This is a genomic window from Streptomyces sp. NPDC091972 (assembly GCF_044756385.1).
Lineage (GTDB): Bacteria > Actinomycetota > Actinomycetes > Streptomycetales > Streptomycetaceae > Streptomyces.
This window is the reverse complement of record NZ_JBIVSV010000004.1, coordinates 218,701-239,993: the sequence shown is the minus strand read 5'-3', so window position 1 is coordinate 239,993 and position 21,293 is coordinate 218,701. Positions and strand designations below refer to the sequence as shown.

24 protein-coding genes are annotated in these 21,293 nt (G+C 72.1%); 12 read left to right on the top strand and 12 right to left on the bottom strand.

All coding sequences use genetic code 11. The annotated features are described in order from the left end of the window. Positions 1-981 (bottom strand): endonuclease/exonuclease/phosphatase family protein, encoded by a 981-nt coding sequence (locus ACIQJT_RS13650; protein ID WP_402642996.1) that lies wholly within the window; start codon positions 979-981, stop codon positions 1-3. Between the two features lie 136 nt (positions 982-1,117). Here ACIQJT_RS13650 and ACIQJT_RS13645 point away from each other — a divergent pair, with 136 nt between their 5' ends. After that, complete coding sequence (locus tag ACIQJT_RS13645) at positions 1,118-2,470, top strand: amidohydrolase (RefSeq protein ID WP_402642993.1); 1,353 nt, start codon at positions 1,118-1,120, stop codon at positions 2,468-2,470. Positions 2,471-2,587: 117 nt separating this feature from the next. Then, on the top strand, positions 2,588-2,803 hold the full coding sequence (locus ACIQJT_RS13640) for a hypothetical protein (protein WP_365451580.1): 216 nt from the start codon (positions 2,588-2,590) through the stop codon (positions 2,801-2,803). Positions 2,804-2,872: 69 nt separating this feature from the next. On the opposite strand, the gene ACIQJT_RS13635 is transcribed toward ACIQJT_RS13640, so the two are convergent. Next, positions 2,873-3,181, bottom strand: a complete 309-nt coding sequence (locus tag ACIQJT_RS13635; protein ID WP_402642990.1) for a hypothetical protein — start codon at positions 3,179-3,181, stop codon at positions 2,873-2,875. A gap of 192 nt (positions 3,182-3,373) precedes the next feature. Between ACIQJT_RS13635 and ACIQJT_RS13630 the strand changes: the two genes are divergently transcribed. Then, positions 3,374-4,063: a DUF899 domain-containing protein gene (locus ACIQJT_RS13630; RefSeq protein WP_402642988.1), complete on the top strand. Its 690-nt coding sequence runs from the start codon at positions 3,374-3,376 to the stop codon at positions 4,061-4,063. Positions 4,064-4,235: 172 nt separating this feature from the next. Beyond that, positions 4,236-4,421: a hypothetical protein gene (locus ACIQJT_RS13625; protein ID WP_365451586.1), complete on the top strand. Its 186-nt coding sequence runs from the start codon at positions 4,236-4,238 to the stop codon at positions 4,419-4,421. 2 nt (positions 4,422-4,423) lie between these two features. Here ACIQJT_RS13625 and ACIQJT_RS13620 read toward each other — a convergent pair whose 3' ends face one another. From ACIQJT_RS13620 to ACIQJT_RS13610, 3 genes are all read right to left on the bottom strand, one after another. Further along, on the bottom strand, positions 4,424-6,367 hold the full coding sequence (locus ACIQJT_RS13620) for an ABC transporter ATP-binding protein (RefSeq protein ID WP_402642985.1): 1,944 nt from the start codon (positions 6,365-6,367) through the stop codon (positions 4,424-4,426). Positions 6,368-6,623: 256 nt separating this feature from the next. Continuing rightward, positions 6,624-7,079: a hypothetical protein gene (locus tag ACIQJT_RS13615; protein WP_053851852.1), complete on the bottom strand. Its 456-nt coding sequence runs from the start codon at positions 7,077-7,079 to the stop codon at positions 6,624-6,626. Beyond that, complete coding sequence (locus ACIQJT_RS13610; RefSeq protein ID WP_365451592.1) at positions 7,070-7,732, bottom strand: ATP-binding protein; 663 nt, start codon at positions 7,730-7,732, stop codon at positions 7,070-7,072. Before ACIQJT_RS13610 ends, ACIQJT_RS13615 begins: the two co-directional genes overlap by 10 nt. A 267-nt stretch (positions 7,733-7,999) precedes the next feature. On the opposite strand from ACIQJT_RS13610, the gene ACIQJT_RS13605 reads away from it, so the two are divergent. Beyond that, positions 8,000-8,860, top strand: coding sequence for a helix-turn-helix transcriptional regulator (locus ACIQJT_RS13605; protein WP_053851854.1), 861 nt, complete (start codon positions 8,000-8,002; stop codon positions 8,858-8,860). Beyond that, on the top strand, positions 8,861-9,115 hold the full coding sequence (locus tag ACIQJT_RS13600; protein WP_007381290.1) for a DUF397 domain-containing protein: 255 nt from the start codon (positions 8,861-8,863) through the stop codon (positions 9,113-9,115). Positions 9,116-9,303: 188 nt separating this feature from the next. Here the strand turns inward: ACIQJT_RS13600 and ACIQJT_RS13595 are convergent, their stop codons facing one another. Continuing rightward, the gene (locus ACIQJT_RS13595) at positions 9,304-10,830 is read right to left on the bottom strand and encodes a PLP-dependent aminotransferase family protein (protein WP_402642981.1); all 1,527 of its coding nucleotides are present in this window, start codon (positions 10,828-10,830) and stop codon (positions 9,304-9,306) included. Between the two features lie 46 nt (positions 10,831-10,876). On the opposite strand from ACIQJT_RS13595, the gene ACIQJT_RS13590 reads away from it, so the two are divergent. Continuing rightward, positions 10,877-11,356: a carboxymuconolactone decarboxylase family protein gene (locus tag ACIQJT_RS13590; RefSeq protein WP_365451596.1), complete on the top strand. Its 480-nt coding sequence runs from the start codon at positions 10,877-10,879 to the stop codon at positions 11,354-11,356. Positions 11,357-11,414: 58 nt separating this feature from the next. On the opposite strand, the gene ACIQJT_RS13585 is transcribed toward ACIQJT_RS13590, so the two are convergent. From ACIQJT_RS13585 to ACIQJT_RS13575, 3 genes are all read right to left on the bottom strand, one after another. Next, positions 11,415-12,902: a glutamate synthase subunit beta gene (locus tag ACIQJT_RS13585; protein WP_402642978.1), complete on the bottom strand. Its 1,488-nt coding sequence runs from the start codon at positions 12,900-12,902 to the stop codon at positions 11,415-11,417. Positions 12,903-13,136: 234 nt separating this feature from the next. Then, positions 13,137-13,616 carry a DUF1772 domain-containing protein gene (locus tag ACIQJT_RS13580; RefSeq protein ID WP_402642975.1) on the bottom strand — a complete coding sequence of 160 codons (480 nt, stop codon included), beginning with the start codon at positions 13,614-13,616 and terminating at the stop codon, positions 13,137-13,139. A gap of 227 nt (positions 13,617-13,843) precedes the next feature. Continuing rightward, complete coding sequence (locus tag ACIQJT_RS13575) at positions 13,844-14,569, bottom strand: DUF2293 domain-containing protein (RefSeq protein WP_402642973.1); 726 nt, start codon at positions 14,567-14,569, stop codon at positions 13,844-13,846. 236 nt (positions 14,570-14,805) lie between these two features. Between ACIQJT_RS13575 and ACIQJT_RS13570 the strand changes: the two genes are divergently transcribed. The 3 genes from ACIQJT_RS13570 (at position 14,806) to ACIQJT_RS13560 (ending at position 16,095) form a co-directional block, all read left to right on the top strand. Beyond that, on the top strand, positions 14,806-15,438 hold the full coding sequence (locus ACIQJT_RS13570; protein ID WP_365451604.1) for a uridine kinase: 633 nt from the start codon (positions 14,806-14,808) through the stop codon (positions 15,436-15,438). Next, on the top strand, positions 15,426-15,602 hold the full coding sequence (locus ACIQJT_RS13565) for a hypothetical protein (RefSeq protein ID WP_402642971.1): 177 nt from the start codon (positions 15,426-15,428) through the stop codon (positions 15,600-15,602). The genes ACIQJT_RS13570 and ACIQJT_RS13565 overlap by 13 nt, the downstream gene beginning before the upstream one ends. Before the next feature lie 61 nt (positions 15,603-15,663). Beyond that, on the top strand, positions 15,664-16,095 hold the full coding sequence (locus ACIQJT_RS13560) for a CBS domain-containing protein (protein ID WP_053853404.1): 432 nt from the start codon (positions 15,664-15,666) through the stop codon (positions 16,093-16,095). Between the two features lie 34 nt (positions 16,096-16,129). Here the strand turns inward: ACIQJT_RS13560 and ACIQJT_RS13555 are convergent, their stop codons facing one another. Beyond that, positions 16,130-17,257 (bottom strand): magnesium and cobalt transport protein CorA, encoded by a 1,128-nt coding sequence (locus tag ACIQJT_RS13555; protein ID WP_402642967.1) that lies wholly within the window; start codon positions 17,255-17,257, stop codon positions 16,130-16,132. Between the two features lie 250 nt (positions 17,258-17,507). Here ACIQJT_RS13555 and ACIQJT_RS13550 point away from each other — a divergent pair, with 250 nt between their 5' ends. Further along, positions 17,508-18,302 (top strand): methyltransferase domain-containing protein, encoded by a 795-nt coding sequence (locus ACIQJT_RS13550; protein ID WP_402642965.1) that lies wholly within the window; start codon positions 17,508-17,510, stop codon positions 18,300-18,302. A gap of 543 nt (positions 18,303-18,845) precedes the next feature. Here the strand turns inward: ACIQJT_RS13550 and ACIQJT_RS13545 are convergent. Beyond that, entirely contained in the window at positions 18,846-19,784 is a 939-nt protein-coding gene (locus ACIQJT_RS13545; protein WP_402642962.1) for a carbohydrate kinase family protein, read from the bottom strand. Then, on the bottom strand, positions 19,781-20,689 hold the full coding sequence (locus ACIQJT_RS13540) for a pseudouridine-5'-phosphate glycosidase (RefSeq protein ID WP_402643702.1): 909 nt from the start codon (positions 20,687-20,689) through the stop codon (positions 19,781-19,783). Before ACIQJT_RS13540 ends, ACIQJT_RS13545 begins: the two co-directional genes overlap by 4 nt. Before the next feature lie 99 nt (positions 20,690-20,788). On the opposite strand from ACIQJT_RS13540, the gene ACIQJT_RS13535 reads away from it, so the two are divergent. Then, a complete protein-coding gene (locus ACIQJT_RS13535) occupies positions 20,789-21,217 on the top strand; it encodes a VOC family protein (protein WP_402642960.1) in 429 nt (142 codons plus the stop codon). Positions 21,218-21,293: the final 76 nt, after the last annotated feature.

Below are 21,293 nucleotides of genomic sequence, written 5' to 3'. Positions count from 1 at the left end.
TCACACCCGTACCCACACCGGGGCGTGGTCCGAGCCGGGCGTGCCCACCCGCTGCCTCGGGTCCTCGCCCACCGACGGCAGGACGAGGGCGTCGTCCCGGTGCCCGGGCAGTCCCGTCCCGGCCTCCGCGATGCGCCCGGCCAGACGGTGGCTCACCAGGACGTGGTCGATCAGCTCGGCCCGTCCGAAGCTGACCCGGGAGAAGCGGCGCTCCTCGGGTATGCACGGGGCGATGTCCCACAGCCGGAACGGATCGCCCAGGTCGGACTTGTGGAACGCACGCGGCCTGTCGAGCTCCGAGCCGGGCGGGCCGAGCAGGATCTGCGTGGTGGCGGCGTCGACGACGTCGTTCATGTCGCCGAGGACGATCACGTCCCGTTCGGTCCCGGCGCCTTCGAGCAGGAAGTCCGCGACGGCACGCAGGGTCGCCGCCTCGGCCGCCCGCCGGTAGAGGGCGTAGGCGCCGAAGCGGGCCCGTTCGGCCTCGTCGTGCGGCTGGAAGCGGCTCTTGCCCGGGGGCGCCGGGTACGACAGCAGCTTCGACTTGAGATGGGCGACCGCCACGTGCAGCACCCCGTCACCGGTGTCCGTCTCCACCGCGAGGAAGCCACGGCTGGTCTCGCGGTCGTGCGGACCGGGCGCGGTGCCGTCGTCGCCCTGCACGGGACGCAGCCCCTCCGCGAACACATGGGTGTCCCGCCGCGTCCGCAGCGGAGTACGGCTGAGGAAACCGACCCGGATGCCCCTGCGGTCCGCGTGCCGGGAGAGCGCGATGTGCCACTCACCGCCGACAGCTTTGGCCAGGTCGGCGAGCGCCTCCTCCTGCACCACCTCCTGGACGCCGAGCAGCGCCGGGTCGAGCGCGGCGATCACGGAGGCGAGGGCCGCCACCTTCGCCTCGTACTCGGCCTCGGTCGCCGGAGCGCCGTCGCCGCTGCGCGGCAGCATCAGATTCTCGAGGTTCCAGGTGCCGACGAGCATGCCGGACCCCTTCCGCAAGGCGTACGACGGGCTGTGGTGAGGCCAGGGTGCACGCGCCCGCGCCGCCGCGACAGAGCGGCGACGGGATGCGCGGTCCACCCACTGCGAGGGCACGACCGCGTCGTACGGTGCCTGTATGACGCCTTCTCCCGCAGGTCTCATCATCTCCCCGTGTACCGTGCTCACGCACGACGATCACGAGCGGATCGGGTTCGAGCGGGACGCCGCGATCGTCGTACGGGACGGTGTCGTCGCCTCGGTGACCAGCAGTGCTCGGGCCGCGGAACTGCCCGCGGCGGAACGCATCGACGCACGGGGGCAGATCGCCCTTCCCGGGCTCGTCAACTGCCACACCCACGCGCCCATGGTCGCGCTGCGCGGCATCGCCGAGGACCTGCCGACCGAGGAGTGGTTCAACGACGTCGTCTGGCCCGTCGAGTCCAACCTCACCGAGCGGGACGTGGAGTTGGGGGCGCGGCTGGCCTGCGCCGAGATGATCCGGGGCGGGGTCACCTGCTTCGCCGACCACTACTTCGCGATGGACGCCGTCGCCGCGGTCGTCGAGGAGTGCGGTATCCGCGCCCACCTCGGCCAGGCGTACTTCTCCTCCCAGGGAGCCCAAGGGCGGGAGGCGTCACTGGAGTTCGCGCTGCGGTACCGCGGTGCCGCCGGTGGCCGCATCACCACCGCACTCGCCCCGCACGCGCCCTACACGGTCGACGACACCGACCTCGCAGCGACCGCCGCGCTGGCCCGCGAGCACGGCCTGCCCGTCCACCTCCACGCCTCCGAGAACCGCGACCAGGCCGAGGCCAGCCTCGCCAGGCACGGCGTCACGCCCATCGAGGTGCTGCGGCGCACCGGCATCCTCGACACGGACGTCCTGATCGCGCACGGCAGCGGCATCCTCGACCGCGACCTGCCCCTGCTGGCAAGTGCGGCGGGGCGTACGGCCGTCGCGACCGCGCCCCGCGGCTACCTGAAGTTCGCCTGGCCCACCACCACACCGGTGCGCGCCCTGCACGACCTCGGCATCCCCGTGGGGCTCGCCACGGACGGGGCGGCCTCCAACAACTCCCTCGACGTGTGGGAGTCGATGGCGCTCACCGCGCTGATCCAGAAGTCCACCACCGGCGACCCACGGTGGCTGACGTCCCGTCAGGCCCTGCACCACGCAAGCCTCCAGAGCGCCCGCGCGGTCGGACTCGGCGACCGGGTCGGCAGCATCGCACCCGGCCGCCGCGCCGACATCATCCTGGTGGACCTGACCGGGCCGCACACCCAGCCCGTCCACGACCTCGCAGCGACGCTCGTCCACAGCGCCCGCTCCTCCGACGTCCGCACGACGATCGTCGACGGCCGTGTGCTGATGCGGGACCGGGAGCTGCTGACCATCGACGTGGACACGGTCGTGGCGGAGCTGGGGGAGCGGATGCCCGCGCTGCTGGACCGGAGCCACGGCAGGCGGATCCAGGACTACAGCACCTGAATTCCGGTCGTGAACAAGCACTTTGGCGCCAACCGCGGGTGACCGGGCAGTCGCGCCGGGTGATTCCGCGCTACATATGACAGAGGGAACATCCGCCTGACGGGGAGGGCCGGCCGGATGGAGCTGACGATCAACGTCGCCGTACTGCTCGCTGTCATCATCGTCCTGCGGCTGCGCCGGCGAACGCAGGCGCGGAGCCGGAACGACGAGAAGCTGACCGTGGCCATCGTCCTGGTCTTCGGAATCCTGATCGCTCCGACCGCCTTCGGGCACGGAGTCGTGGACGTCGTCGGCCAACTCGCCCAAGGGGTAACGGAGTCGGGCAGCCCCTGACGGCGACGGCACGCGGCACCGCCCGTCCGCCGAACGGGACGGGCGGCACCGCGTGCCGGAACCGGGAACCTAGCCGGGGAACGGCTTGCTCGTGTCCTCCTCGGCCTTGATGCAGGCGTCGAGCTTGTTCTGGAGGGCGGCCGCGTCGTTGAGCGCCTTCCTGGCCGCCGCGGTCTCGCCCAGCTGCTTCAGCTTGGCGGCCTTGGTCCTCAGGGTGGCGATCTGCTGGCGCATCCGGTTCTTGTCGCAGGTGACGGCCGCCTTGACCGTCGCCTCGCCCCGGTCGGCCGGGACGGCGGCGTGAGCGGGCACGGACGTGAGGAAGATGCCGCCGGCGACGGCCGCGGAGACGGCCAGGACGGAGAAGCGCTTGGCCATGTGCTGTTTCCCCCATGGTGGGCTTGCGTGTGGTCGAAGTTGATCTTACAAACCCTGCGTACCCGCCAGTAACCGCACACGCCGTCAGAGCCCCGTGCGCGGGAGCCGCAGGAAAAACCTCCGTGCCACCGATGAGTTCCGCCCCTCCCCGCGGTCACCACCCCGGACGGACCGTTGCACGGGAGGGACCCCATGGCGCTACCGGAGATCGTCTCGCGGGACGAATGGCGCGCGGCGCGCGAGAAGTTGCTGGTCAGGGAGAAGGCGGCCACGCGCGCGCGGGACGCCCTCAACGCCGAGCGGCGCAGACTGCCCATGGTCGAGGTGGAGGAGGAGTACGTCTTCGAGGGCGGCGACGGCAAGGCCACCCTGCTCGACCTCTTCGAGGGGCGCGGCCAGCTCGTCGTCTACCACTTCATGTTCGCCCCGGAATGGGACGCGGGCTGCCGGAGCTGCTCCGCCTTCCTGGACCAGATCGGGCACCTCGCCCATCTGAAGGCACGGGGGACGGCGTTCGCGGCCGTGTCGAGAGCGCCGTACACGAAGATCCTGCCGTTCAAGGCGCGGATGGGATGGACCGTGCCCTGGTACTCGTCGTACGGCAGCGACTTCAACCGCGACTTCGAGGCCACCCTGGAGATCGCGGGGGAGCCGGCCGAGCGGCCCGGGATGAGCTGCTTCCTGCGCGATCGCGACCGGGTCTTCCACACGTACTCGACGTATGAGCGCGGCCTCGACGGACTCGGCTCCACCACCAGCCTCCTCGACCTGACCGCGCTGGGCCGGCAGGAGGAGTGGGAGGAACCCAAGGGGCGTGCGTCGGCTCTTGGGGCGCCTGCGGGCAGTGTGCGCATCCGATATCACGATGAGTACGAGGACTGATACCGAAAGCGACAGAAGTGACCGCTGAGTAGTCGGAATCTCACGCTTCGCGCTGAACCCGTGTCAACTACGTCTCAGTACGGCAACTCACCGAGGCTTTCGGGGCCTGGAAGGCGTTAACTCCTACAAGCGCTCCTACGGATGAGCGCACGCTTTCTGGAGGTGCAGGGTGGTGAACGGGCGAACAGTGCTCGAACGCTTTCCCGCTGGCGGGCCGCGTGGATCGTGGCCGGCGGAGGAGTTCGCGCAGGCGAGGCGACTCGAAGGGCTGAAGGCGGAGGTCGTCATGGATCTCGCGTCCGACATGTTCCTGGTGATCGTCCGCGGCGGTGAGGCAGCGGTCGACGCCCTCGCATGAGGTCAGCCCGCCTCCTCGGCGGGCACCTTTGCCGTGAACTGCTCGGCCTGGAGCGAGTACAGCTCCGCGTAGACACCACCGGAGGCCAGAAGCTCCTCGGGCGTGCCGGACTCCACCAGCCGGCCCTGCTCCAGGACGTGCACCAGATCGGCGTGCCGTACGGACGCCAGCCGGTGGGTGATCAGGACGACCGTCTGACCGGTGCCGGCCAGGGCGCGGATCTTCTCGAAGACCTCCAGCTCGGCCCGGGCGTCCAGGGCGGCCGTCGGTTCGTCCACGATCAGGATGCGCCCGCGCCGGTAGGCGGCCCGGGCGATCCCGAGCCGCTGCCACTGCCCGCCCGACAGCTCGTGCCCGCCGCTGAAGTTGCGGGCCAGCAGCGTGTCCAGGCCGCGCGGCAGATCGGCCAGCACCTCCCCGGCCCCGGCCTCCGCGACCGCCCCGGACACCCGTTCGTCGGTCAGCGGCGCCGAGGCGCGGCCCACCGCCACGTTGACGCGGGCGGTGAACGGCCACCGCTTGAAGTCCTGGGCGACCATCGCGACCCGCTCGGCGAGCAGCCGCCGGTCCGCGTGCGCCGCGTCCACCCCGTCCCACAGGATCCGGCCCCGGTCGGGGGTGTACAGGCCCGCCAGCAGCTTCACCAGGGTGGTCTTGCCGGAGCCGTTCTCGCCGACCAGCGCGACGATCTTGCCGAGCGGCAGGGTGAGCGTCACGTCGTCGAGCGCGGGGCGGGCCGTGTCACCCGGGTAGCCGAAGGTGACGTTCTCGAAGCGGATCTCGCGCGGGTCGTCCGGCAGCGCGGTCCCGCCCGCCGGGACGGCCCACTTGGCGGCCTCCTCGTAGAGCCGTTGGAGGTCCCCGACGAACAGGGCCTCCTCGTGCAGCGCGTTCATCTCGACGACCAGGGTGTTCAGGCTCTGTGAGCCGGTGCGCACGGCGATCACGGCCGTGCCGGCCACCGACAGCGCCATCGCGCCCCCCAGCAGCAGCCCGCCGAGCGTCGCGTACGTCGCCACCGTGGCCAGGCCCGTCCAGGCCGCCGCGATCAGTCCCGTACGGGCGGCGAGCCGGGCCAGCCGGGCCTGCTCCGCCTCCGCCGTCTCCGCCATCGCGCGGTAGTGCCTCAGCAGGAACGGGCCCACCCCGTGGACCCGGATCTCCGGCGCCGCCTCCGGCTCGATCAGCAGGGCGCCGAGCAGCCTGCCCGCCCGTACGTGCTGCACCCAGGTGTGGAAGGACTCGTACTGGCGGCGGGCGATGGTCAGCGCGCCCCAGCCCCTCGGGATCGTCATCGTGACCAGCAACGGGAGCAGCGCGGGGTGCAGCACGGTCAGCACGCCCGCCGCCGCGACCAGCGAGATCATCGCGTTCACCACCCGGGTCGCGAACGAGATCATCCGGCGGGCCGAGGTGGCGCCGTACTGCGCGGTGTCCAGCAGCTTGTGGAAGGCGTGGTCCTCGATCGCGGCCAGCTCCACGGTGGCCGCCTGCTCCAGGTACCGCTCGGTCGCCACCCGCTCGACCTTGGGTTCGAGCCGGCCCGTGGCGTACGTCGACGCCGCCCGCAGCAGCGCTCCCACGACCATGACGGCGGCCATCGTCACCAGCGCGGGCACGGCGCCCCGCAGCCGGTCCTCCAGGGCGCCCCCGCCGATCAGCCGCCCCAGCACACTGTTGACGGCGAGCAGGCTCACGGCCTGGGTCAGTCCCCGGCCGACCTCGGCGACCAGCACGATCCGCGCGGCCCGCCGGTCGGCCTGCCAGGCGAGCCGCAGACTCCCCGAGAGCAGCGAGGGCAGCCGGCCGACCATGGCCCGGAACCCCAGCTCCAGAAAAGCGTCGGAGTGCGAGTTCCACCCCGTGTCGTAGCGCAGCGGCCCTCCGAAGAGCAGTCGCTCCGACTCGGAGACGCCGGGCTGCTCGACACCACGCCGTTTCCCCACCGCCGGCCTCCCCCCGATCGTGGACGGGGCCACTATGGCGGGGGCGGACGGGACCTGGGCAGGGCGCAGAGAAAAGCGGACAAAACAAGCGGGCGCACGCCTCAGGGCACCGGGCGGGGGTCTGCCTCGGGGCGCCGGGGTCTGCCTCGGGGCGCCGGCAGGGGGTTCGCGTCAGAGTGCCGAGCGGGCGCAGGTCTCAGAGCGCCTGGCAGGGAGCCGTACTCCGCGTGCCCAGCGGGCGCGGTGGGCGGTCCGGTCAGGGGACCTGTCCCGCCGGGCTGACCGGCCGGGACCACGTGGGTGTCGTCCCCGTCAGCCGGCACAGCGCCAGGTACAGCGGTATCGGCGGCGTGTAGGGCAGCGTCCCCTCGGCCCGGTGCACGAGGGACGGCACCACCGGGGCGTCCGGAACAAGCGCCCCGGTGGCGTACTGGGCGGGCACGGGCCATTCGAGCGCGTAGTCGGAGTCGGCGGGAACGAGCCACCACCAGTGCGTGCCATCGGCGTACACGCACCCGACCCGCGGCAGCCGGGACAGGAGCTGCTCGCTCAGCAGTGCCGGTATCCGCACCGCGTCGCAGCCCAGCGGCGCCGTCATCCCCTCCGGGACGGCCAGCCTGTGCGGTGTCCCCGGTGTCCGCAGCCCGCGCCCCAGGCGGACCAGCGTGTCCAGGGTCAGCACCTGGCCGCCGGGCCCGCTCCTCACGCCCATGCGTCCGCGCCCCCCGCTCCGTGCTCGCGGGCCGCCCCCTCGGGCGCCGCTCTGTGGTGTTCCTCGGCCTCGTCGCCCTGGCCGGGCTCCCCGGAGGGAACCGGCTTGGGGCGGGCTCCCCAGCCCAGGTCGTTGCGCGGACCCGCGTCGGTGCGGGGCTCGTCCGCCTTGCGGGGCAGCTCCGCCCAGACCAGCAGCCCGGGGCCGTGCTCGTGGGCGCCCCACGCGTGACAGAGGGAGTCGACGAGGAGCAGTCCCCTCCCGTGCTCCTCTTCGCCGCGCTGCGGGGACGGATGCGGTTCACCCGGCGCGCAGCCCTCGTCACGGACGGCTATCCGCACCAGGTCGTCGTTGTCGTGCAGCTCGCAGACCACACGGCTGCTCGCGGTGTGCACGATGGCGTTGGTCACCAGCTCGGAGACCACCAGGGCGGCCGAGTCGCAGGTGTCCTCACAGACCGACCAATGGGTCAGCCGCGCCCTCGTCAGGCGTCTGGCCTGCGCGGGAGAACCCGGATGCGCGGCCAGCTCGAATCGGAACCGGCGCCGGGCAGCGGCCCTGTCGGGCCCCAGTCCCGCGACAGCACCGAGACCCTGGGGGCGGTCTTCGGCAGCGTCTGTTCCTAAGGGCGGGGACGGAATCACGCTTGCCACTATCGCCCCGTCGTGAACACTTGGCAAGTGTCACTCTGAAAAATGCAGAGTGCTGTGTGACGCGGTGAGAGGCCGTGGCACACTGCTCGCAACAGCATGTCGAGCGGCGCCAGTTGGGATCACCGGAGATCCGTACGCACGGTATTCGTATCCGTACAGATCTTCGAATCAGGTCTTCGAATGGCGCCGCTGGCCTGTCAGCATGCTGGTGGCTGTGACGCCCGTACATGCCTTGACGCGCCGAATATGACTCAGTGGAGGTGGAGCGTGAGCGAACCGCGGTCCGCGCCGACGGTCGGCCAGGTCGTCCTCGGTCGGCGCCTGCTGGACCTGCGGGAACGCGCCGGGCTCAAGCGCGAGGAGGCCGCCCGCATCCTCCGGGTCGCCCCCGCCACCGTCCGCCGTATGGAGATGGCCGAGGTCGGGCTCAAGATCCCCTACCTGCAACTGCTGCTGAAGGCCTACGGCGTCTCCGACCAGGAGGCCGAGGACTTCGTCCAGCTCGCCGAGGACGCCAACCGCCCGGGCTGGTGGCAGCGCTTCCACGACGTGCTGCCCGGCTGGTTCTCGATGCACGTCAGCCTGGAGGGCGCGGCCGCGCTCATCCGCGAGTACGAGCCGCACTTCGTGCCCGGTCTGCTCCAGACCGAGGACTACGCGCGTGGCGTCCTGCGCTCGGGCGCCATCGGCCAGACCAGCCCCGAGGACATCGAGCGTCATGTGGCCCTGCGCATGGAACGGCAGGGACTGCTCACCCGTCAGGACGCGCCCCGGCTGTGGGTGGTCATGGACGAGACCGTGCTGCGCCGCCCCGTCGGCGGCCCGGAGGTGATGCGTGCGCAGATCGACAAACTGCTCGAGGCGACGAAGCTGCCCAACGTGACGCTCCAGGTCGCCCCGTTCGCCAACGGGCCGCACCCCGGGACGTACGGGCCCTTCGTGCTCTTCCGATTCGCCATGCCGGAACTCCCGGACATGGTCTACAGCGAGTACCTGACCGGCGCGGTCTATCTGGACGCGCGTGTCGAGGTGGCGACCCACCTCGAGGTCATGGACCGCATGGCGGCGCAGGCCGCTACGGCACATCGCACGAAGGAGATCCTCCGGGATCTCCGCAAGGAGCTGTGAATGAATCGCATCAAGCCCCGTCTCCCCGTCTACAACGGCATGCCTGCCCGGGAGCTGGGGAGCGAAGGCTGGCACAAGCCGTGGAGCGGCGGCAACGGCGGCAACTGCCTGGAGGCGATGAAGCTCGCCGACGGCCGGATCGCCGTGCGCCAGTCCACCGACCCGGACGGACCGGCGCTGATCTACACCACCGACGAGATGACCGCCTTCATCGAGGGCGCGAAGGCGGGGGTGGCCGACTTCCTGCTCTCCTGACCCCTTGCGCCATTGCTAAGCACTGAATCGTCGGGACCGACCGAGAAGAGTGAGAAGAGGGCGTAGCACCAGGACGCCGTACGACGCGGAGCAGCCACCATCCTGCTGACAGTCACCACCGGCAGGGGTGGCTGTTCGGCATTTTCGGCACTTCGCACGAGGAGGGGACAGAGGGCCGGGGTGTGTTCCTACCGAAGCAGGCCCCTTGGCGCCAGTACCGCGCACAGTGCCTCCAGGGCCGCTCCGTACGCGTGCTCAGGAGGCGTCGCGTACCCGACGACCAGGCCGTCGTGGGCCGGCATGTCCGTGTCCGGGTGGCGGAAGCCCGCGAGCCCGTCGAGCCCGACCCCGTGCCGCACGGCGCTCTCGACGGCGGACTGCTCGGTGCCCGGCGGCAGCCGCAGCACCGCGTGCAGCCCCGCCGCGACCCCGGTGACCTCGATGTGCGGCGCGTGCTCGGCCAGCGCGGCGACGAGCCGGTCCCGGCGACTCCGGTAGCGCTGCCGCATCCGCCGTACGTGACGGTCGTAGGCCCCGGAGGCGATCAGGTCGGCGAGGGCCAGTTGGTCGAGCACGCTCGCCCAGGCCTCCCGCTCGCCCTTGGCCGCGAGCACCCCGCCCACGTACCGCTCCGGCAGCACCATCCAGCCCAGCCGCACCGCGGGTGACAGGCTCTTGCTGACCGAGCCGATCAGGATCACCCGCTCGGGGTCGAGGCTCTGGAGGGCCCCGACGGGCTTGCGGTCGTAGCGGAACTCCCCGTCGTAGTCGTCCTCCAGCACCACCGCGCCACGCGCGCGTGCCCAGTCGACCACCCCCGCCCGCCGCTCGGCGTGCAGCGGACCACCGGTCGGGAACTGGTGGGCGGGCGTGAGCAGTACGGCCCGCTCGCGGCCCAGCCGGTCGATCCGCGCGCCGTGCTCGTCGAGGGGGAGCGGCACGGTCCGTACGCCTGCGGCAGCGAGCAGCTCCCGGTGGAAGGGCAGCCCGTACGCCTCGACGGCGAGCGGACCGCGCAGGATCTGTCCGCCGCGGACCGGGCCGCCGACCCGGTCTCCGCCTGTGATTTCGCCTGCGCTTCCGCCTGCGCTTTCGCTCCTGCTTCCGGCTCCGCGTCCGAAGAGCAGCCGCAGGGCGTGCGCGAACCCGGAGCAGACGACGATCCGGTCCGGCTCCGTCCGCACGCCACGCGCGCGTGCGAGGTAGTCGGCGAGGGCCGCTCGCAGCTCCGGCCGCCCGGCGGGGTCGCCGGGACCGAAGACCTCGTTGGGGGCCCGGTGGAGGGCCCGGCGGTAGGAGGCGAGCCAGGCGGACCGGGGGAAGGAGGAGGCGTCGGGAGTGCCCTGGCGGAGGTCGTGCCGGACGGGCCCGTCGTGGTGCGGGGCGTGCGGGGCACGCGCGTGTGCCTTCGGGCGTACGGCGGTGGGGAGCGGCCGGGTCCGTTCGGCGACGTGGGTGCCGGAGCCCTGGCGGGCGGTGAGCCAGCCCTCGGCGACGAGTTCGGCATAGGCGTCGGCCACGGTGTTGCGGGCGACCCCGAGGTCCGCGGCGAGCGAGCGGTACGGCGGCAGCCGGGTGCCCGGGGCGAGCCGTCCGTTGCGCACGGCGTCACGCAGCGCCGTGATGAGCGCGGCCCGCCTGCCGCCCGGTCCGGAGAGCTCCAGGTGCAGGTCGGAGCCGATCCGCTCCGCGTAATTGACCCACGATTCCGCCACGGAAATGCACCCTACAGCCGGTCTTTCCAGGCCATAGGTTCATTGCATGACCACGACGAACCAGCACGTGACGGAAACATCTCGACTGAACCTCGCGAAGGCCGCCCCGAAGGTCTTCCGGGCGCTGATCGGCTTCGACACGGCGGCCCGTGAGGGGCTCGACCCCGCTCTCGTCGAGCTGATCCAGATCCGCGCCTCCCACCTCAACCACTGCGCGTACTGCCTCCACATGCACACCAACGACGCCCGCAAGGCCGGCGAGTCCGAGGACCGCCTCCACATGGTCCCGGTGTGGCGGGAAGCCCGGCATTTCTTCACGGAGCGGGAACAGGCGGCCCTCGCCCTCACGGAGGCGGTGACCCTGGTGGCCGACGGGGGAGTCCCGGACGCGGTCTACGCACAGGCCGCGGCCTGCTTCGAAGAGCAGGAACTGGCCCACGTGCTGTCCCTGATCCTCACGATCAACACATGGAACAGGGTGGCTCTGGCGACGGCGAAGGTGGCGGGGACGGACGAGCGGGGGTAAGCGGCCGAGGAGGGGAAGGGGGAGGTCTGGGGCTGGGGCCGGGGGTCCCTGTGCCGACCTACACCGTCATCGGCCGGTCGTACGGCCCGATCGGCGCCGGCAGTCGGGAACTCCCGGTCAGGTAGCGGTCGACCGCCGCCGCGACCGCCCGCCCCTCCGCGATCGCCCACACGATCAACGACTGCCCCCGGGCGGCGTCCCCCGCGGCGAACACGCCCGGCACGTTCGTCTCGAACCCCGCGTCCCGCGCGACCGTACCCCGAGGCTCCAGCTCCAGCCCCAACTGCTCCACGAGCCCGTCCTCCCGGTCCGGCCCGGAGAACCCGAGCGCCAGCAGCACGAGGTCGGCGGGCAGCGTCCGTTCCGTGCCGGTCACCGGCCGCCGCGCCGCGTCCACCTCGACGAGGTGCAACGACCGCACATGCCCGTCCTCGTCGCCGGTGAAGCGCAGCGTGGACGCCGCGAACAGGCGCGCGTCCGCGTCCGCCGCGGGCGCCGTCCCCAGATCACGGGCCTCCTCGTGCGCCGCCGACAACCGGTAGATCTTCGGATACGTCGGCCACGGCTCGACATCCTCGTCCCGCTCACCTCCCGGCTGCGCGTAGATGTCCAACTGGGTCACGGAGGCGGCCCCTTCACGCACCGCGGTCCCCAGACAGTCGGCCCCCGTGTCGCCCCCGCCCACGATCACCACATGCTTCCCGGTGGCCGACATCGGGGACACCGCCAGCTCCCCCTCGCAGACCCGGTTGGCCCACGGCAGATACTCCATGGCCTGGTGAATCCCGGCCAACTCCCGCCCCGGCACGTCCAGTTCGCGCCATGCCGTGGCCCCGGTGGCGACCACCACCGCGTCGTACCGTGTCCGCAACTCCGCCGCCCCGACATCGCGGCCCACCGTCGTCGACGTACGGAACTTCGTCCCCTCGGCCCGCATCTGCTCGATCCGCCGCTCCAGATGGCGCTTCTCCATCTTGAACTCGGGGATGCCGTACCGCATCAGCCCGCCGAGCCGGTCGTCCTTCTCGAAGACGGCGACCGTGTGCCCCGCCCGCGTCAACTGCTGCGCCGCGGCGAGCCCGGTCGGCCCCGACCCGATCACCGCCACGGTCCGCCCGGACAGCCGGTCCGGCGGCCGGGGCGGCGCGAACCCGAGTTCCCAGGCCCGGTCGGCTACGGCCACCTCGACGTTCTTGATGGTGACCGCCGGCTGGTTGATGGCGAGCACGCATCCTGCCTCGCACGGCGCCGGACACAACCGCCCCGTGAACTCCGGGAAGTTGTTCGTCGCGTGCAGCCGGTCGGCGGCCTGCCGCCAGTCCTCCCGCGAGACCAGGTCGTTCCACTCGGGGATGAGGTTCCCCAACGGACAGGCCTGGTGGCAGAAGGGGATGCCGCAGTCCATGCAGCGATCCGCCTGCCTGCTGACGATGGGCAGCAGCCCGCCCGGAACGTACACCTCGTCCCAGTCCCGGACCCGCTCCTCGACCGGCCGGCGGGGCCAGTCCTGGCGCGGGGTGGTCATGAATCCCTTGGGATCGGCCATGGCCGTCTTCCTCGCTCGCGCTGGTGACGCTGACGCGTCCGACGTGGCCGTGCGTCATCGGGCGGCACTCCTGCGGAACTTCTTTCGGCCACGATACGACTCCCCGGCCACTCGCGCAGAGTGCCGGTGAGCGCTACGGGACAGCGCTTTCCCGGTGCTCGGTCGGCTGGCCTCCGGAGCCGGGTTCCGGGAGCCGCGTCCGGCACGGGCCCGCGGCCAGGGGCGTTCGCGCGCTCAGGTGAGGGCCAGCAGGTACGCCAGCGCCGCCGCGCCCGAGGCGACCGCGCGAACGTGGTTCCACATCGTCCACTCGCGCACGTACGCCGGCCAGTACGCCGTCGCCTCAGAGGTGCCCGGGTCCAGCTTCAGCAGGGCGTCGTTGCGGGGGACGTTCGCGACCATCGTCAGCCCGAACGTGCCGAACAGATACAGCGCGCTCCCCACCAGCAGCTCCACGGTCCCCTCGTCCGGCCACAGCACGAACGTCACCACCGCGATCACCGAGCACAGCACCGCGGAGCCGGCGAACACGGCCATGAACGGCGGCCGCACCGCGCTCACATTGACCGCGTTCATCGCGGCGACGCCCTGCGCGGGCGGCAACGCGGCGAGCCCCCTCATCACGAACGTCGAGAACGCACAGAACACCCCGGCCACCAGCCCGGTCCCCAGCACCCCGAGCACCACCAGCACGAAGTAAGGCCCATCGATCATCTCGACACCAGCTTCCGCCTCCGGTCCGGCACCACCCGTCCCCACCAGTCAATCCCGCCCCCGCCCCGTGAACCATGGCCATTCCGCGCACCCCCATAAGCAGACGTCCATCCCCACGAACCGCCCAGAAGCCCTTCACACCGGGCGGGGGAGAGGGGAGGGGCTCTGCCGGCACGAGGACCGGCACGAAAACCGGCGACGCCAAGCAGCAGCAGCCGCCGGGATCGTCAGGTGCGGGACGTCAGCCCGCCTCCTCTCGTAATCCCGGCCTCAGGTAGGTCCCGCCACCCGCTCAGTACCGCCTCCACCCGCCCCGCGATCCGCCGCCGCGCCTCGTGCCGCGCCACCCCGCTCATCAGCAACGCGTCGTACTGCGTGTCCACATGCCGTACGGACGCCGCCACCGCCGACACCACGGCCCCCTCCGACAGGGCCCGCCCCGCCGCACTCCGCCCCACCCGCCCACTGCCCCGCAGGGACGCGTGCGAGGCGATGGCCCGGGCCCGCTCCTCAGGGCACCCGGGGAACAGCCGTCGTATCTCCGCGGCGAACGCCCCCGCGAACCGCACGTCCTCCGCCGCGCGCCGCCGTGCGTCCCGCACCCGGCGCCGCCGCCGCGCCTCCGCGTCGGCCAGACACCGCTCCTCGGCCCTCGCCAGCCCCGCCTCCTCGACGAGAACGCCCTGCCGCTCGTAACGCCCCTTGCGCCGGTTGAACCGCACCACCACCGCCGACAGCGTGCTCTCCTCCCGCGACCGACGCGTCAGGGCCGTGTCCCCGCGCGGCAGGAACACCAGGTGTCCGAGGTCGACGCAGTCGAGACACCGAAGCACCCCGCCCTCGACCACGAGCAGCGCCAACGGTCCGCCCCGGCACTCCGCACAATGCCGCCTCCGCAACGGCTGGACCACGAGAAGCCCGTCACGGGCCGGAGGAGTCGCGAGGCCGGTCATGAGGCGTTCATTCCCGGCCACACCCGTCGCCGACCCCGATCGCCGAGCCCGATCGCCGACCCCCATTGGCGGCAGCCATCACCAGCACTCAAGCCCGCCGCTCCGCCACTGACACGCTCACTCGCCGCTCCGGCAGTGACACGCACGCTCGCCGCCCGTTGTTCCGGCCACAGCGGGGGGTCGGCGGCGGCAGTGGGCCGCCGCATCCTGGAGGCCGACTGACGCATCATGGCCACGTGCGACTCGAAGCGATCACCTGGGAACGGCTCGGCGAGCGGCTGGCCGACCGCCTCCTCGAACTGAAGCCGGCCGACGGCAGCCCCTGGCCCCGCGTCGCCCTCGACGGCGCCCCCGCGGCCCGCCCGGGCGAACTCGCCGAACGGGTGGCTGAGGCCCTGCGGATACGCGGCCGCCCTTCGCTCGTCGTCGGCATGGAGGGCTTCCTGCGCCCCGCCTCCGTCCGCCTGGAATACGGCCACCACGACCTGGAGGCCTACTACAACGGCTGGTTCGACACCGGCGCCCTCTGGCGCGAGGTCTTCGGCCCCCTCGAACCCGGCGGCGACGGACGAGTCCTGCCCGACCTGTGGGACCCGGTCACCGACCGCGCCACCCGCAGTCCCTACGTCCACCTCCCGCCCGGCGGCGTCCTGTTGCTCCACGGCCCCCTCCTGCTGCGTCACTGGTTCCCCTTCGACCTGACCGTCCACGTCCTCCTCTCCGAGGGCGCCCTCCGTCGCCGGACCCCCGAGCCCGACCACTGGACCCTCCCCGCCTACCAGCGCTACGGCGACGAGACCGACCCGGCGGGCACGGCCGACGTCCTCGTCCGCGCCGACGACCCCCGCCACCCGGCGTGGAACGGCTGACCCGGCACGCCCTGCCGATCCGCCGCTTCGGGCTGATCCGGCTGATCCGGCTGATCCGGCGGATCCTGGCGATCCCAGGGCGGTGGTGCCGCCGCTGCCCGGACCCGGCCGCCGCTACCGCCGGGTTCCGGGTGCGGGCCCCCTCCGGCGCGGCGAGAATGTAGGGCGCCGGGACTTGCGGTGCCGCCCGCGCCGCGCCGGCCGTCCGGCACCGGGAGGTACTCCATGACCACCGCCGGAGACATCATGCATCGGGGTGCCCAGTGGATCCCCGCCCACGAGACCCTCGACCGCGCCGCCCAGTTGATGCGTGAACTCGGCGTCGGAGCCCTGCCCATCAGCGACGCGAACGAACGGCTGTGCGGCATCCTCACCGACCGCGACATCGTCATCGGCTGTGTGGCCGTCGGCCGCGACCCGGCCGAGGTCACCGCCGGCGAGATGGCCCAGGGCACGCCCCGCTGGATCGACGCGGGCGCCGACGTGACCGACGTCCTCCACGAGATGCAGGAGCACCGGATCCGCAGGCTCCCCGTCATCGAGAACAAGCGCCTGGTGGGCATGATCAGCGAGTCCGACCTGGCCCGGCACCTGACGGACGAGCAGATCGCCGGCTGGGCCGAGAGCGTCTACGCGCGCTCCTCGACCACCCACTGACCCGTTCACGGCCCCGTCCCCCGTACGCCCCGGGTCACAGCCAGCCGTTGCGCCGGAAGCCGCGGTACAGGACACCGCAGCCGACGGCTATCACGCCTATGACCAACGGGTAGCCGAACGTCCAGTGCAGCTCCGGCATGTGGTCGAAGTTCATGCCGTACACCCCGCAGACCATCGTCGGGACGGCGATCACCGCGGCCCAGGCCGTGATCTTCCGCATGTCCTCGTTCTGCGCGACCGTCACCTGCGCGAGATGCGCCTGGAGGATCGAGTTGAGCAGCTCGTCGAACGCGGCGATCTGCTCCTTGGCGCGCAGCAGATGGTCTGCGACGTCCCGGAAGTACGCCTGTATCTCCGGGGCGATGACGTGGATCGGCCGGGCGGACAGCTCCTCCAGCGGGCGGCTGAGCGGGGCCACCGCCCGCTTCAGCTCCAGGAGTTCACGCTTGAGCTGGTAGATGCGGCCCGGATCGACCCGCGCGCCGTTGTCCGCGAACACCGCCGTCTCGACCAGGTCGATGTCCGACTGGATGGAATCGGTGACGTCCAGATAGTCGTCGACCACATGGTCCGCGATCGCGTGCAGCACCGCGGCCGGACCCTTGGCGAGCTGCGCGGGATCGGACTCCAGCTCCTCGCGCAGCGGGCCCAGTGACCCGTGGCTGCCGTGCCGCACCGTGATCACGAAGTCCTCGCCGACGAACACCATGATCTCGCCGGTGTTGACCACCTCACTGGTCGCCGTGAGCTCCTCGTGCTCGACGTAGCAGACCGTCTTGAACACCGCGAACAGCGTCTCGCCGTAGCGCTCCACCTTCGGGCGCTGATGGGCCTCGACCGCGTCCTCGACGGCCAGCGGATGCAGGTCGAAGAGGTCCGCGATGCCCTCGAACTCGATGTCCGACGGCTCGTGCAGACCGAGCCAGACGAACCCGTCACGGCTCCTGCGCACCCGCTCCACGGTGTCGACCAGGTCGCCGTCGACGGGGATACGGGCCCCCTCCTTGTACGTCACGCAGTTGACCACCGAGGTGCCCAGCGGGGAGCGGGCGTGATGGCTGAGGTCGACGCGCGGACGCCGCCGGGCCAGCCGGGCCACCTTGCGCAGGCCGCCGACCCTGCCGAGGCTCGTGACCTTTCGCAGATTCCCTGCCATGGACATCTGGATCTCCTCGTGTGGATCTCCGTGTGACGCGCTTCTGCGTCCTGGCGCGCCAGTTTGCCAGGTCGGCGCAAGCGCCGGGTGAGCCTGTGGACAGGGGTGGTTCCGCTTGGTTCCCGCCTGTGGAAAACCGGTGGAAAACCGTCGCGCCGGCTGCCGGGCCGCGCACCCGGTGGACGGACCGCGGCGCTCTCCTCGTGAAGCCGCGTCGTCCGTTTCGGACAAGCCCGACGACTGGGATCATCGCGGCATGACACGAACCGACGGGTATCTCCTCGACAACCGGCAGGCGGAGGCGGCAGAGCGCTTCGACGCCTTCGCCACCCTCTTCGACCCCACGACCTTCCGGCACCTCGAAGGATTCGGCATCGGATCCGGCTGGCGCTGCTGGGAGGTCGGCGCGGGCGGCACTTCCGTGGTGTCCTGGCTGGCGAAGAAGGTCGGCCCGACCGGGAAGGTCGTCGCGACGGACATCGACACCACCCTTCTCGCCGCGGCGGCCCGCCCGCCGGTGGACGTACGCGTCCACGACGTGAGTGCCGAGGAACCCCCCGGGGACGGCTTCGACCTGGTGCACGCCCGGCTCGTCCTGGTCCATGTGCCGGACCGGGAACGGGCCTTGCGGTCGATGATCAAGGCGCTGCGTCCCGGCGGACGCCTCCTGCTGGAGGACGCCGACCCCGCCCTGCAACCCCTGACCTGCCCCGACGAGCACGGCCCCGAGCAACAGCTCGCCAACCGGCTGCGCCAGGGCTTTCGCCGACTGCTCGCCGACCGCGGCGCAGACCTCTGTTACGGCCGCACGCTCCCGCGCCTGCTGCGCGAGGCCGGTCTGCGTCAGGTGGCCGCCGACGCGTACTTCCCGCTCGCCTCGCCGGCCTGCGCCGCTCTGGAGTCCGCCACCATCCGCCAGATCCGCGCCCAGTTGGTCACGGCGGGCCTCGCCACGGACGAGGACATCGACCGTCACCTCGCCAACGTCGCCACCGGCACGATGGATCTGGCCACGGCACCGATGATCTCGGCATGGGGGCGCAAGGCGTAGCGGGGGAGCGGGAGTCGGCCATGGGTGCCGGTGACCGGCTGGAGCTCGAAGGCACATCCGCCGGCCCGGCTCGATCACTGACCGGCTTGCAGTCCAGCGCCGGCAGCCGACAGACCGACCGCCCGTCAGGCCGACCCCGCCCGCCACGAACCGGCCCTCGGTCCCACCCTGCCAGCCAGGGAGGGGCTGTCAGTCCGGTGCCGTCGGCTCGGCGGCCGACTGTCACCCCGCCGCCGGCGACCCACCGACCAGCCGTCGGGCCGATTCCGCGCGTTTGCTGACCGGCAGGCGGTCCGACAGAGGTTGCCGCACCTGTGAGGCCGTCGGGCGAACGGTGGCCATCGGGGCCGACGCGGACCGGCAGCAGCCCACTCCCGTCCGCTGACCGACCCCGGCCGGGTGACAGCCCGGCCGCGAACCTAATGCCGCCCGCGCACTGTCCGACCGCCCTGCCGCGAAACCGACGCCCCCGCCACCGCCCGGCCGCGCCCGCCTTCCCCCACTCGTCAACTCGGCGACACCGACCCCTCGATCACCCACCCCTCATTCCGGCGCCGGTGGTCTCCCGCCCACCCGTTCCACCGCCAGCGCGCCCGCCCGGCATCCTTCCGCTGCTGCCTCCTCGGGCGTCGCGCCAGCCAGCAGAGACGCGAGGAACGCGCCCGTGAAGGCGTCACCCGCCCCCGTGGTGTCCCGGGGCGTCGCCGCCACGGCGGGCACGTGGGCGTACACGGCTCCGGACCGGGCGAGCAGCGCACCCTCTGCCCCCTGCTTCGCCACCACCAGTGGGAAGAGGCGGCTCAACTCGCCTGCCGCGTCCGCCAAGTCGGACAAACCGGTGAGCAGACACGCCTCGTCCCGGCTCGGCAGCAGGACGTCCACCCCCTCGACCAGGGAGAGGAAACGGTCTGCTCCCACTTCCCGGAGGAAGCCCGCCGACGCCGGGTCGAGGCTGACCTGCACTCCACGCGCGCGCGCCGACTTCACGGCCACCGCCACCAGCGCCCGGCTGGGCTCCGAGAACAGCAGGTAGCCCGACACGTGCAGCCTCGTCACCCCGCCGAGCAGCGCGTCCGACCAGTCGCCCGGCTCCAGCCGCAGTGTCGCGCCGCTGTCGGTGAGAAACGTCCGCTCGGCGGCCTCTCCGTTGTCCACGAGGCAGATCACCGTCCCGGTCGGCGCCTTCGGATCGACGACCAGGCGGGGCCGCACTCCGCATGCGGCCAACTCCCGCTCGTGCCAGGCGGCCGAGTCCGCGCCCACCCGCCCCAGCAGCCGCACCTCCGCACCGCCCCCACAGGCGGCCCAGCAGGCCACATTGGCCCCCGCCCCGCCCGGCACCGTACGGATCGCGGCGGCGGTGTCCGTGCCGGTGGCGAGCGGCCCCCGATACCGGGCGACGACGTCCGTGATGACGTCCCCGACGACCAGGAGCCCGCCGCCCCGGGCGGCCGCGGCCTGACCGAGCCCGTCCGTCGTCACGCCCCGGCCCGGGCGGCCGCGATGCGCGCCGCCAGCCGTACATTGCCCCGCACCGCCGCCAGATTGGCGCTCAGGGAGGCGCCGTCGGTGTGCCGCACCAGGTGGTCCAGCAGGAACGGCGTGACCCCCTGACCGGTGACTCCCGCCTCCTCGCAGGCCTGGAGCGCTTCCGCGAGCACGCGCGCGTGCAGCTCGGGATCCAGTTGCTCCTCCTCGGGCACCGGGTTGGCGACGATCAGTGCCGAGCCGGGCGCGCCGAGCGCTTCACGCGCGCGCATGACCTGCGCCACCTGCTCGGGGGTGTCCAGCCGCCACTCCACCGGGAAGCCGGAGTCGGACAGGTAGAAGCCGGGGAAGCGGTCCGTGCCGTAACCGGCGACCGCGACCCCCAGCGTCTCCAGCCGCTGGAGCGTCGCGGGCACGTCCAGGATGGACTTCACGCCCGCGCACACCACGGTGATCGCCGTACGGGCCAGCAGGCCGAGGTCGGCCGACTCGTCCTGGGTCGTCGTCCACTCCCGGTGCACCCCGCCGAGCCCGCCCGTGGCGAACACCTCGACCCCGGCCAGCGCCGCGAGCTGGGCCGTGGCCGACACCGTGGTCGCCCCGCTCACCCCGGCGGCCACCGCGAGCGGCAGATCCCGGTGCCCCAGCTTGCGGATCCCGTCCTCGTTCGCGACCCGCTCCAACTGCTGCTTGTCCAGGCCGACATGGGGCCGCCCGTCCAGCACGGCGATCGTCGCCGGTACGGCCCCCTCCTGCCGTACGACGTCCTCCAGCTCCAGCGCCACCTGCAGATTGCGGGGACGCGGCAGACCGTGCGCGATGATCGTGGACTCCAGAGCCACCACGGGTCGACGCGCGTCGATCGCCTCGCGCACCTCTTCGGACACCACCAGCACCACGGGCCTGCCTCCTGTCATTCGGTTCTCCCTCATCTCTGGCGGGCGGCGGGGCAGGCCAAACCCTTGCGAGCCGTGGCGGAGGACACCAGCCTTGGGTGCATGACGGACAACTCGATACGTCTCGACCATGTCGTCCTGTGGGTGAGCGACCCGGTGGCATCGGCGGACTTCTACGAGAAGACCCTGGGCACGGAACCCGTGCGGCTCACCGACTTCGCCGCGGGAGTGGTGTCCTTCCCCTCCGTACGGCTCAACGACGAGACCATCCTCGACCTCATGCCGCTCACCCTGGCGTCCGGCATGAAAATGGTCCCCGGCGCTGCCGAAAGCGCGGGACACCCCGTCAACCATGTCTGCCTGGCCATGCCGGCCGCCGAGTTCGAGACACTCCGTGCCCGCCTGGAGGAACGCTCCGTGCCCGTCTCGGACGTCTCCCACGACTCCTTCGGCGCCCGTGGAATGGCCCGGCGCAGCTTCTACTTCCGCGACCCTGACGGCAATGTCTTCGAGGCGCGTCACTACGACTGACCGCGCCAGGGGCCACGCGCGCACGTGCCGCGCGGCCCCCTCGCTCGCGGAGTCAGACCGGCCGTACGCAGTTCAA

What these genes read in the sequence shown, in the direction of transcription:
- ACIQJT_RS13650 (WP_402642996.1), bottom strand. Translation starts at nt 981, where the DNA reads ATGCTCGTCGGCACCTGGAACCTCGAGAATCTGATGCTGCCGCGCAGC.
- ACIQJT_RS13645 (WP_402642993.1), top strand. Translation starts at nt 1,118, where the DNA reads ATGACGCCTTCTCCCGCAGGTCTCATCATCTCCCCGTGTACCGTGCTC.
- ACIQJT_RS13640 (WP_365451580.1), top strand. Translation starts at nt 2,588, where the DNA reads ATGGAGCTGACGATCAACGTCGCCGTACTGCTCGCTGTCATCATCGTC.
- ACIQJT_RS13635 (WP_402642990.1), bottom strand. Translation starts at nt 3,181, where the DNA reads ATGGCCAAGCGCTTCTCCGTCCTGGCCGTCTCCGCGGCCGTCGCCGGC.
- ACIQJT_RS13630 (WP_402642988.1), top strand. Translation starts at nt 3,374, where the DNA reads ATGGCGCTACCGGAGATCGTCTCGCGGGACGAATGGCGCGCGGCGCGC.
- ACIQJT_RS13615 (WP_053851852.1), bottom strand. Translation starts at nt 7,079, where the DNA reads ATGGGCGTGAGGAGCGGGCCCGGCGGCCAGGTGCTGACCCTGGACACG.
- ACIQJT_RS13600 (WP_007381290.1), top strand. Translation starts at nt 8,861, where the DNA reads ATGAATCGCATCAAGCCCCGTCTCCCCGTCTACAACGGCATGCCTGCC.
- ACIQJT_RS13590 (WP_365451596.1), top strand. Translation starts at nt 10,877, where the DNA reads ATGACCACGACGAACCAGCACGTGACGGAAACATCTCGACTGAACCTC.
- ACIQJT_RS13585 (WP_402642978.1), bottom strand. Translation starts at nt 12,902, where the DNA reads ATGGCCGATCCCAAGGGATTCATGACCACCCCGCGCCAGGACTGGCCC.
- ACIQJT_RS13580 (WP_402642975.1), bottom strand. Translation starts at nt 13,616, where the DNA reads ATGATCGATGGGCCTTACTTCGTGCTGGTGGTGCTCGGGGTGCTGGGG.
- ACIQJT_RS13575 (WP_402642973.1), bottom strand. Translation starts at nt 14,569, where the DNA reads ATGACCGGCCTCGCGACTCCTCCGGCCCGTGACGGGCTTCTCGTGGTC.
- ACIQJT_RS13560 (WP_053853404.1), top strand. Translation starts at nt 15,664, where the DNA reads ATGACCACCGCCGGAGACATCATGCATCGGGGTGCCCAGTGGATCCCC.
- ACIQJT_RS13555 (WP_402642967.1), bottom strand. Translation starts at nt 17,257, where the DNA reads ATGTCCATGGCAGGGAATCTGCGAAAGGTCACGAGCCTCGGCAGGGTC.
- ACIQJT_RS13550 (WP_402642965.1), top strand. Translation starts at nt 17,508, where the DNA reads ATGACACGAACCGACGGGTATCTCCTCGACAACCGGCAGGCGGAGGCG.
- ACIQJT_RS13535 (WP_402642960.1), top strand. Translation starts at nt 20,789, where the DNA reads ATGACGGACAACTCGATACGTCTCGACCATGTCGTCCTGTGGGTGAGC.